The sequence below is a fragment of the Bacillus sp. 7884-1 genome, from assembly GCF_002272245.1.
Lineage (GTDB): Bacteria > Bacillota > Bacilli > Bacillales > Cytobacillaceae > Neobacillus.
In genome coordinates this window covers 1-10,121 of sequence record NZ_NPDD01000191.1, presented here as the reverse complement: position 1 = coordinate 10,121, position 10,121 = coordinate 1, and the positions used below count along the sequence as shown (strand labels likewise).

Annotated in this window: 11 protein-coding genes and 2 pseudogenes; 1 reads left to right on the top strand and 12 read right to left on the bottom strand. The window is 38.3% G+C overall.

Going from position 1 to position 10,121, the window contains the following annotated elements:
• Window positions 1-53 precede the first annotated feature (53 nt).
• The 5 genes and pseudogenes from CHI06_RS21065 to CHI06_RS21045 all read right to left on the bottom strand — a co-directional run bounded on the left by CHI06_RS21065 (window position 54) and on the right by CHI06_RS21045 (window position 2,893).
• Complete coding sequence (locus CHI06_RS21065; RefSeq protein WP_095250551.1) at window positions 54-305, bottom strand: DUF2535 family protein; 252 nt, start codon at window positions 303-305, stop codon at window positions 54-56.
• 226 nt (window positions 306-531) lie between these two features.
• Window positions 532-1,533 (bottom strand): annotated as a pseudogene (hypE, locus tag CHI06_RS21060) (hydrogenase expression/formation protein HypE).
• A pseudogene (locus tag CHI06_RS21055) lies at window positions 1,533-1,745 on the bottom strand (hydrogenase formation protein HypD); the annotation flags it as partial. The pseudogenes hypE and CHI06_RS21055, both read right to left, overlap by 1 nt.
• Window positions 1,746-1,826: 81 nt before the next feature.
• Window positions 1,827-2,573, bottom strand: a complete 747-nt coding sequence (gene tatC / locus CHI06_RS21050) for a twin-arginine translocase subunit TatC (RefSeq protein WP_095250550.1) — start codon at window positions 2,571-2,573, stop codon at window positions 1,827-1,829.
• 125 nt (window positions 2,574-2,698) lie between these two features.
• Entirely contained in the window at window positions 2,699-2,893 is a 195-nt protein-coding gene (locus CHI06_RS21045; protein ID WP_045524138.1) for a twin-arginine translocase TatA/TatE family subunit, read from the bottom strand.
• A 309-nt stretch (window positions 2,894-3,202) separates the two neighbouring features.
• On the opposite strand from CHI06_RS21045, the gene CHI06_RS21040 reads away from it, so the two are divergent.
• Window positions 3,203-3,442 carry a hypothetical protein gene (locus CHI06_RS21040; protein WP_095250552.1) on the top strand — a complete coding sequence of 80 codons (240 nt, stop codon included), beginning with the start codon at window positions 3,203-3,205 and terminating at the stop codon, window positions 3,440-3,442.
• 63 nt (window positions 3,443-3,505) lie between these two features.
• Here CHI06_RS21040 and CHI06_RS21035 read toward each other — a convergent pair whose 3' ends face one another.
• The 7 genes from CHI06_RS21035 to CHI06_RS21005 form a co-directional block, all read right to left on the bottom strand.
• Window positions 3,506-4,006 (bottom strand): dihydrofolate reductase, encoded by a 501-nt coding sequence (locus tag CHI06_RS21035; protein ID WP_095250549.1) that lies wholly within the window; start codon window positions 4,004-4,006, stop codon window positions 3,506-3,508.
• Window positions 4,003-4,797 (bottom strand): thymidylate synthase, encoded by a 795-nt coding sequence (locus tag CHI06_RS21030; RefSeq protein ID WP_095250548.1) that lies wholly within the window; start codon window positions 4,795-4,797, stop codon window positions 4,003-4,005. The genes CHI06_RS21035 and CHI06_RS21030 overlap by 4 nt, the downstream gene beginning before the upstream one ends.
• 85 nt (window positions 4,798-4,882) lie before the next feature.
• Window positions 4,883-5,587 (bottom strand): anthrax toxin lethal factor-related metalloendopeptidase, encoded by a 705-nt coding sequence (locus CHI06_RS21025; protein WP_095250547.1) that lies wholly within the window; start codon window positions 5,585-5,587, stop codon window positions 4,883-4,885.
• Between the two features lie 217 nt (window positions 5,588-5,804).
• Entirely contained in the window at window positions 5,805-6,383 is a 579-nt protein-coding gene (locus CHI06_RS21020; RefSeq protein WP_095250546.1) for a TerD family protein, read from the bottom strand.
• A gap of 62 nt (window positions 6,384-6,445) precedes the next feature.
• Window positions 6,446-7,072, bottom strand: coding sequence for a TerD family protein (locus CHI06_RS21015; RefSeq protein ID WP_095250545.1), 627 nt, complete (start codon window positions 7,070-7,072; stop codon window positions 6,446-6,448).
• Between the two features lie 218 nt (window positions 7,073-7,290).
• The gene (locus CHI06_RS21010) at window positions 7,291-8,397 is read right to left on the bottom strand and encodes a toxic anion resistance protein (protein ID WP_095250544.1); all 1,107 of its coding nucleotides are present in this window, start codon (window positions 8,395-8,397) and stop codon (window positions 7,291-7,293) included.
• Window positions 8,398-8,401: 4 nt separating this feature from the next.
• Window positions 8,402-10,039: a YceG family protein gene (locus tag CHI06_RS21005; protein WP_095250543.1), complete on the bottom strand. Its 1,638-nt coding sequence runs from the start codon at window positions 10,037-10,039 to the stop codon at window positions 8,402-8,404.
• Window positions 10,040-10,121 lie beyond the last annotated feature (82 nt).

Here is a 10,121-nt window from a genome sequence, read left to right as displayed (position 1 = left end):
TGCAGCTAGATTCAAAAATAAAGAACACCGGATTACCCGATGTTCGAAAAGTATTAAGCGTTATTCTTTAATTCTTCTACTTTAAACAGTGCTTCATAATCAGGCCATTTCATTACCTTTTTCAAATACTCTTTAAATGAATAGCATTTTTTCGGTTTCTTTTCCTGATATAGCGACGTAATAAAATTCTGTAAACGGATTTGGATCATAAATTTAAAAGTGCTACCTTCCTCCAATACAGGAATATCCATGACTTTAACCTTCTGTCCAACAACATTTTTGAACTCTAGGCTTTTGAATAACAAAATATCAATCCTCTTTTTCACCCGTTTGTATATATTATACACCTAAGAGCACTCGAAATGTGTCTAAATCTGCTTGGATTAAAAAATATTTATGAACATTTATTGAAAAAAACTTTTAGAATAAAAACAGTCCATTGGGAGTAGTCCTGTGAAAACACGAATATCGGACTTTTTTTTATAGTGTACATTATTCGGGTTATAGTTCAAGGAAAGAGGGCGTTTTTATTTAAAATATTCTCGGAAACATCGTTCCTGATAATCTATTTAACAATCGTTTTGAACCTAGTGGTGTTTCTAAAAGTAATTGACCTTTTTGTTTTCCTGTGATGGAGCCGATAACTACCGCGTCTCGACCTTCTGGGAACTCACTTAAAATATCTACCACTTTATCTGCTTCATTAGCAGCCACGATGATAATCGATTTTCCTTCGTTAGCTAGATATAGTGGGTCAAAGCCTAATAAATCACATACCCCTTGTACTTCTTCTCTAACAGGTAAATCAACTTCGTTGATTTTCATTATTAAATGGAAATCCTCTGCAATTTCTACAAGTGTTGTTGCTAGTCCGCCTCTCGTTGGATCACGCATGATCCGTACTCCATTTGTATGGTAGAGAACTTCTGCTATCATTCTATTAAGTGAGGCACAATCGCTATTGATTGGCACAGTGATTCCTAATTCGCCACTAGCTGCTAAAACAGCAATACCGTGGTCTCCTATCGTACCAGTTACAATTATGGCATCACCTTCTTCAAATTCAAGGCTGCAGCCAATACCTGGTTCATAAATACCAATTCCAGTGGTGTTTATATACACTCCATCTGCACTGCCACGTTCGACTACTTTTGTGTCTCATGCAACTATTGCAACCCCTGTTTTTCTCGCCTCAATCGCCATGTCGTTGACGATTTTCTTCAAGTCAGATATAGGAAATCCTTCTTCTATCACAAACCCACAGGTAAGAAAGGCTGGTTTTGCACCACTAACTGCAAGGTCATTGACTATACCGGCGACGGCTAATTTACCAATCGATCCACCTGGAAAGAAGATTGGCTTTATAACGAACGAGTCAGTTGAAACGGCAATTTGTTGTGAAGTTAAGGTTATTTCCGCCGCATCAAACATCGCTGCTTTTCCATCGCCGAATGCTTCAACAAATAAATCACGAATTAAGCGGTGGCTTTGTTCACCACCATCTCCATGTGCTAGACTGATATATTTCTCCATCAGAAACTCTCCCTCATGTATTGATAATACGCTGCACAACTTCCTTCTGCAGAAACCATACATGGTCCGACAGGGTTCATTGGGTGGCAGGCTTTTCCGAATAGTGGACATTCAGTTGGTGAGATTAACCCTCTGATTACCTCACCGCAGCGGCATTTCGTTTTTCGCGGTTCGCCTACATTCACCGTGAATCTTTTCTTCGCATTGTATTGATCAATCAACATTTTCCTCTAACACAGCCAAAAAAAAGGCCTTTAGAGAACTTAATCTCTGAAGGCCTTTTTCACATGTAATTATGCTTCTTCGGTAAACTCTTTTTCTTCGTCTTGAAGCTTTTTCAGTCGTTTCTTGTAGACAAACTTCGATAAATTAATCGAGATTTCATACAACAGTAACAATGGCAGTGTTACTACAAAATCTGACATGAAATCCGGAGGTGTAATAACGATTGCAATCAAGATTAATACAAAGTATGCATATTTACGGATTTTCGCTAACACGAATGGGTTAATTATACCTAATGAAGTTAAGAACATAACGACCGCTGGTAACTCAAACAAAACCCCAAACGGAAGAGTCATATTTAATATAAAACGGAAATATCGTTCAGCTGTAAAATTGGTTACAAACATATCTGCTCCCATACTGACTAAAAACTCGAGCACCATTGGGAAAATGATAAAATAACCAAAAGAAATTCCAACAATAAATAGAATAAACAATGCTGGAATATAGGATAAGGTAATTTTTCTTTCTATCGGTTTAAGTGCAGGCTTCACAAACATCCATAATTGGCTGGCCAACACCGGAATCGTACCCGTAATAGCAATAACCGTCGCAATCATAAAATAAACCCAAATAATATCACTCGGTCCGAGTACAATCAATTTGACATCAAGATCTCGAACAATCCAATCGTAGATATCGGTCACATAAATGAATCCAACAATAAAAAAAACAACAAAAGCAACTGCGGAAATAATAATCCGTTTACGCAGTTCATCTAGATGATCAACTAATTGTAATTCTTTATCTTCCATGTATTTCCCCTGCCAATTTCAAAGGTTGAAAAGTAATTCTTCTTCAGAAAAACTAGATTAACAACATTTTTATAGTTTAAAAGAGAATTGAAGAAAAAAAGGTGCAAGAAAGAGATTCTTACACCTTATTTAGTCAATTTTTGTTTTTCCTCATCGATGTCTTTCATTACATCGTCTGTTAATTCACGAGTAGACTTTTTAAATTCCTTCAACGTTTGTCCAAAGGCACGACCGATTTCAGGTAATTTCTTAGGTCCAAAGATGATGAGGGCTAGAGTTAAGATAAGGATTAATCCTGGTATTCCAATATTTGAGAACATGCATTTACATCCCCTTTAGTTAATGATCTTTCTACTACGATTATAGTATTGATATACCGTTTTGAGTAAAATATACGAAATAATTCATATTAATTTCACATTATTTATGAAAAATTACCTAGATGTGATTTTTGGCATTTATATATGAACCTTTTCCTCTTAACAATTTACCAAGAACGACACATGAAGTCAATGTAAAATGGCATATTGAATTGTATAAATATTTTGACAATTAGGTATTTATTCGTTTATAATTTCATCAATAGAAACATATACTATTGGAAACTTAAATGAATGGATGTGATGAAGATGGAATTTTCACTCAGTAGTTTTGATGGGGCCCTGCCAGTAGAAGTCACCATCGATGAAGAGAACGGAAGGTACATGATTCGCAAAAGTGACCGAAGTGGGGAATACTTTAATAGCCCTAATGAATTAATTCAATGGGTGAAAGCTCATTTCCACGAGGAAGACTTCTGCCATCCAGATGAATTCAGAGGAATGCTTGATAAACTTACTGATTATGAATTAAATGGTGCATATTTTTAACACGAAAAGAAGCATCGTTGTCGATGCTTCTTTCTTTATGTCGCAATACTTCAACCTGCTGAGTTAACGGCTATCTTTTTTGACGCGATCATAAATTCTATATTCGTACTTATAAGGATTTTTCTCATCTTTTATTCCTTTTTCTGAGGAAACAAGCTCCCATTGACGTTCGTTGAACTTCGGGAAGTAGGTATCTCCCTCAAACTCTTCTTCAATATGTGTGATATAAAGACGGTCTGCGTATTCAAAAGTTTCTTTGAAGATTTCTGCCCCGCCAATCACAAAAATTTCAGCATCTTGATTTCTGCAATATTCAACAAATTCCTCGATTGAGTAGAAAATGGTCACATCATTGCCCTTATAATCCAGCTGCCGGGTAATTACGATATTTTCCCTGCCGGGAAGAACACGTCCTATGGATTCATGCGTTTTCCTGCCCATGGCAATAGGGTGCCCCATTGTCGTTCGTTTGAAGAACTTTAAATCCTCTGGTAAGTGCCATGGCAATTGATTGTCCTTGCCAATGACTCTGTTTTCATCCATAGCTACAATAAAAGAAATCATACAGAAACTGCCCCTTTTATATGTGGATGCGGATCATAACCTTCTAAAACAAAATCTTCAAAGGAAAAAGAATAGATATCCTTTACGTTTGGATTTATTTTCATTTTTGGTAATGTCCGAAGCTCTCGGCCCATCTGCATATTGATTTGTTCAATATGATTTTGATAGATATGTACATCACCAAACGAGTGGATAAATTCTCCCGGCTCCAAGTCACATACCTGAGCAATCATCATTGTCAATAACGCGTAAGAGGCAATATTAAAAGGTACCCCAAGAAACACATCTGCAGAGCGCTGATACAATTGACAAGATAATTTACCATCTGAAACGTAGAATTGGAATAAGCAATGACATGGTGCCAACGCCATTTTATCAATCTCTGCTACATTCCAAGCATTCACAATAAGTCTCCGGGAATTAGGATTCGTCTTTATTTGATGAATTAACTCACTAATTTGATCTACCGTCGTGCCATCAGCACCGGTCCATGAACGCCATTGATGTCCATAAACAGGACCCAGCTCCCCGTTTTCATCTGCCCATTCATTCCAGATCCGCACACCATTTTCTTGTAAGTAACGGACATTGGTATCACCGTTTAAAAACCATAGCAATTCATAAATAATTGACTTTAAGTGAAGCTTTTTAGTCGTTAATAATGGAAATCCTTCTGCTAAATCAAATCTCATTTGAAAACCAAAAGTACTAATCGTCCCAGTTCCAGTACGGTCTCCCTTTTGCTGGCCATTTTTCAAAACATGCTCACATAGCTCTAAATATTGCTTCAAAACTGACACTCCCCTTGTCTTACATATGTTTTTCATTTTATCATACCGAAGGCATAAGAATAAACCTTTCAGTTTACATGAAAGGTTAGTGAATATCTCTAATAAATTGGTACGTAAGAGGTGCGGCAGATTTTAATTGTTTATTTGTTTCTTTATTTAAATGGTACATCGCAAAAGTCTCTGCAAAATATTCCTCCACATGCAGGATGAAATAAGAGTTTCCAGGAAACAATATTCCTTTCTCCTCTTCCCAAATTAGTTGGAATTCTTTATTTTTGCTAATGTTCTCGAAAACTAGCTTATCAACTGAATGTGCCATTTCGTGTAATTCTAAGTTTACGGACCCATGCCCTTTTCCTTTTTCGCTATGTCCTATTTTCACTAAAACCACCTGAGACCCGCCAATTCCCGGGACTGCATCCCACGTTGTTTGTGAATGATAGCCTCTTGGAATCTGTCCTGCTAAATATCGAGCTGTTTGGTTATCAGTTAATTTTCCTGTAAACAGCTTTAGAGTAATATCGTTTTGGTTGATTTTTTCGAGCAGCGATTCTGGGAGACTGGCCATTCTATTAATAATTCCGGCCGCTGCTTTTTCATCAAAAAGACTATTTGGTAATATAATCATTTGGTTTAGTTGTTGGAGGGAGTTTTCGTTATCTATCGATTGATAGAGTTCAGAGTTTCTTGGATATTCACCAAGTGAAATGCTGTCAAATGAGGCTTTAGATGTGGTAATCATCGACATAAATAATCCGGCAATAACGGAGGAAATGACCCATTTACGCATATTATGATTCTCCTAGTAGTTTAATCCTATAGTAGAATTATAACATGGTAGATGAGTAGAATAATTGGTAATTTGTAGGAAACTGCAGTGGGATTTCTCAGTGAAAATGGGCATCGCTGATATTTTTTCGAAGATACCTATTTTCATAACACCTAACCATGATATTTCCTCTTCTCATGCAAAAAACTGCCCATACGGCAGCTTTTTGCGAAAACATTTATACTTCTAGTCCATAATTACGGCAAAGTGAGGCTAATCCACCTGAAAATCCGCTTCCGATGGCATTGAATTTCCATTCACCGTTGTGACGATATAACTCACAAATAACGACGGCGGTTTCAACGGAGAAGTCCTCGCCTAGGTCAAAACGGAGAATTTCTCGGTTGGTTTCTTCGTCAAATAACCTAGCGAAGGCATTGGAAACCTGTCCAAAGTTTTGGTTACGTGCGTCTGCATCGTGAATCGTGACTGCAATCGCAATCCGGTGCACATGCGAAGGAACCTTACTGAAATCAATACGAATTTGTTCGTCGTCCCCGTCACCCTCACCTGTCCGGTTATCGCCTGTATGCTCGACTCCGCCAGAAGTGTGAACTAAATTATTATAGAAGATAAAATCTAAGTCCTGTGTTACTCGGCCATTGGCGTCGGTTAAAAACGCAGATGCATCAAGGTCAAAGTCGTTACCTCCATGATAGCGGTTTGTATCCCAGCCAAGACCAATAACAGCCTTTGTTAAGCCAGGATTCGTTTTTGTTAAATCTATACGTTGCCCTTTAGATAAATTGATGCCCAACTATATCACCTCTTTAGCACTAAATATTGGAAGGAACAAGCAGGGCTTGTTCCTAAAAGATTTTAACTGTATGAACGAACTACTTCACTTAGGCTTGCTGCAGTTGTACCTGTACCTACTGCAGCGAATTTCCATTCAGTGTTGTGACGATAAATTTCGCCAACAATTAATGATGTTTGACCGCTGTAATCATCAGATAAGTTATAGCGGATTAATTCGTTATTATTAGATGGGTTTACCACACGAATAAACGCATTACGGATCATGCCGAAGTGCTGCTTTCTTTTTACACAATCATAAATATTAACGACAAATACAAGCTTCTGTACGCTTTGTGGAACGCGGCTTAAGTCAACCATTACTTGTTCATCGTCACCGTCTCCGTCACCTGTTAAGTTGTCACCAGAGTGCTGCACACTTCCGTCTTTGCTCTTAAGATTACCGAAGTAAATAACGTCATTGTTGTTTTGGATTTTATCGTTGGCACCAAGCATGATTACAGAAGCGTCACAGTCGACATTGGCACCGCCGCCTGCTCCTCCGCCGCCAAACAATCCACCGAAGAGACCGCCGCCTCCGCTTTTACCGCTTTGAACTGGATCCCAGCCTAATCCTACCATAATTTTTGATAATCCTGGATTTCCTTTTGTTAAATCTACTCTTTGACCTTTTTGTAAGCTAATAGCCAATTTCATTCACCTCATCATAAAATTTTTGTTTTATTAACTGTGTCTAACATGTCTGTTTATTTCCGCTTCAGGCACTTCGCTTTCCGCGGGCGGTTCTGGGGAGCCTCCTCGGCGCTTAAGCGCCTGCGGGGTCTCCCCGGAACCGTCCTCCCGCAGGAGTCTTCGTGCCTTCCGCTCCAAATAACAAATTTGCTTTAACACAGCACTTTATTTGACAATTAATATTGTTGTTTCAATTTTTTAAAGTTATCCTGAAGCTGTTCTAACCGCTTTGTACCTTCCACACGCAAACGTTTGTTTTCTTCTTCAATGGCTCTTGTTTCCTGCATCCCTTTAATGATAATGTTCCAGGATTCTTCTATGGTCTCGATTTTGATACTTGGACCACCGGCGAGCCTTGCAATATCTGTGCTTTGCTTAGAAATGTTTTGCGCATTTTTCAGCAGCATTTCGTTGGTACGGCGATCAAGCTCACTCATCGAATCCGCAACAAGCTTCTGTCTTTTTGCGGCAACTGCCTGAATAAGACCATTCTTAAAGATTGGAATCGTGGTTACGAAGGCGGAATTAATTTTTCCTATCAGCTTCGTATTTCCTCGTTGCAGCAAGCGAATTTGCGGAGCTGTCTGCAAAGAAACCATTTTCGCCATTTCAAGGTCATAAATTCGCTGCTCCAGTGCCTCAATCGAATTTTTTAGTGTATCTAATTGCATCGATGCAATCTGATCACCTGCAGCAACACGTGATTCCAGCTGCGGCAATTGATTGTTTTTAAGTTCTTCTACCTTCATTTCACCGGCAACCACATATTTTTCAAGGGTCATATAGTATTGATAATTTTGCTCATACATTTGCTCGAGCATTTTCGTGGAATCCACCATTTCATGCTGGTACTTTGAAATTTCCACGTATACCTTATCAATTTCAGAACCCATACTTTGGTATTTGCCAAAGACCTTTTCAATCATCTTTTCGCCCTTTTTAAAGAGCTTTCCGAAAAATCCAGTTGAGGTCTTTTGGAAGTCCTTTGGATCGAACTTATCCATAATTTTGGTCAGCTGTTTCAATAGCTCACCAGAGTCTTCAACCTTGGTGGTGCGCATATTGCCTAAGATTTGATCAGAAAAACGAGATATTTGAACGGCAGGCTCTTTACCGAATTCCAAAATTTTAATCTGGTCTCGTTCATCAATCGACCTTGCCAGATTCTGAACTTCTGTTTCCTTCCGAAGGGCAAGCTTAATGTCTGAAATCTTAGCATCACTTAACGCTTCATCAACGTTTTTCTCCATTAAGTTAGCAGATTGATTTTGTGGTAGATTCATTCCTTTAATCTCCCCTTAAATTTTTTAAGATTCCTTGAAAGAATTTTTTCTTTAACTTAAAAGGTTCTTTATATTCTAGATCAAAAACAACATCCTCAAGCCAGTGTGTATCAAATAGACTTTCCTGAAGGAAATTTTCTATATCGTTATGACCTGGCGGATTATATACGATAATATCAATTCCAAATTGATTTAAAAGTAAAATAAGAGCTGCATCCGATCTTGAAAGAATACCGCGACTTTCATTGTTATAAATAATTAACTTTGGCACATGCTGAGAATAATCAAATTTCTCCATTAACTGGATAATCTCTTTTGGTGTAAACATCGCCTGACTAAATAAATAGATGCTTACCTCTTCCATGCTTTCCCCTGGTAACGATTTTAATCCCGGCTTTTCACAAATTCGCCGTATCGCATTGGCAATCCCTTTTTGTAAGCCAGTTGGCAAAAAGGAATACGGCCAATAATGGGCCTGCATCATGACTTCAGGATTTAACAATCCATCCCTGCCAAGCGCGTTACGGTAATGAAAGCGAAAATCGTTGGAGCTTGACCATGTAAACGGCAGCTGGCGAATCAATAAGCTATGTTCGAATTCTGTAAGGTTTTGAATTCGATCCCAATACTCTTTACGATTTTTACTCACACCCTGTATTTTCGCAAACAAGGAAGGAATCTTCACCTGTCCAGTCTCTACCTCAAAACCTGGTCGAACCATTGCCATTTCTCTTCCGAGAATAAACAATTCGTCGTAGGTTGTTTTTAAGGTAATAGAAGATGGCGTGTAATCCCGTAACTGCCAGGGTTTATATAACCCAGAGCCCTCCTGGTTGAGAATGGTCTCAATTTCCCTTGAGGCACGGTATGCGACAGTGGTTTGGCGATTTCTTTTCTCAGTTGGGAAAGGCTCGGCCTGTTGTTTGTTTGGAAAATGGTGTGTAAAGATTTCCTCTTCGAGATATCCTGCTAACACATCTGTGCCATCAGGATGAAAAATAACTAAGTCACAGCCAAGCTTCATTAAATAATAGACAAAATAAGGCTGACTTCTCTTCATATCGCCATACCATAGGAATTTTGGCATTCCCTTTTGCAAGTCAATACTCTCTAATAAAGGATTTAGATGGTTCATCGACCATTTGATTAGGTCGACTAGAACCCTTCTTAGTTCATGATTTTTTAATCCGTCCTTTTCGCAATGGGTAAAAAGTTCGAGTGTCCCAATCATGGCTTCCCTTACTTTTCGATGTATAGCTGGGACCTTTGACTTATACAGCAGCTGCTCACCATCAAGAAAAGCGGTGAACCGATTGATTGAAAGCTTTTGTTCTTGACCGATATTGAACACCTTTTGAATTGACTGAAAATGCTGATTATCAATATTTTTATTTAGTGAATTCTCACTTAATAAATGTAAGTCAAGGTCAGGTGTTGAAACATATTCAAAAAGCTGATTGTAATATTCATCACTGTCAATCGGAATTCCAAGGAATTTCCCCAGTACTTGCCCAATCTGAATAGTTCCCTTGTCTATCAAAAATTCTGGCCGTTCTGACATGGGCGTTTTCAGCATACCAAGCCAATTTTCATATGAAAGGGATAAAGGTCGGACATTCAGTTGGTTATATGGTAAGTTCATTCATAATCCCTTCCCTCAAAAAAGCGAAAGATTTTTTATTCATTTGGCTGTGTTAAAGGTAAATGTAGATTTTAGAACTCTG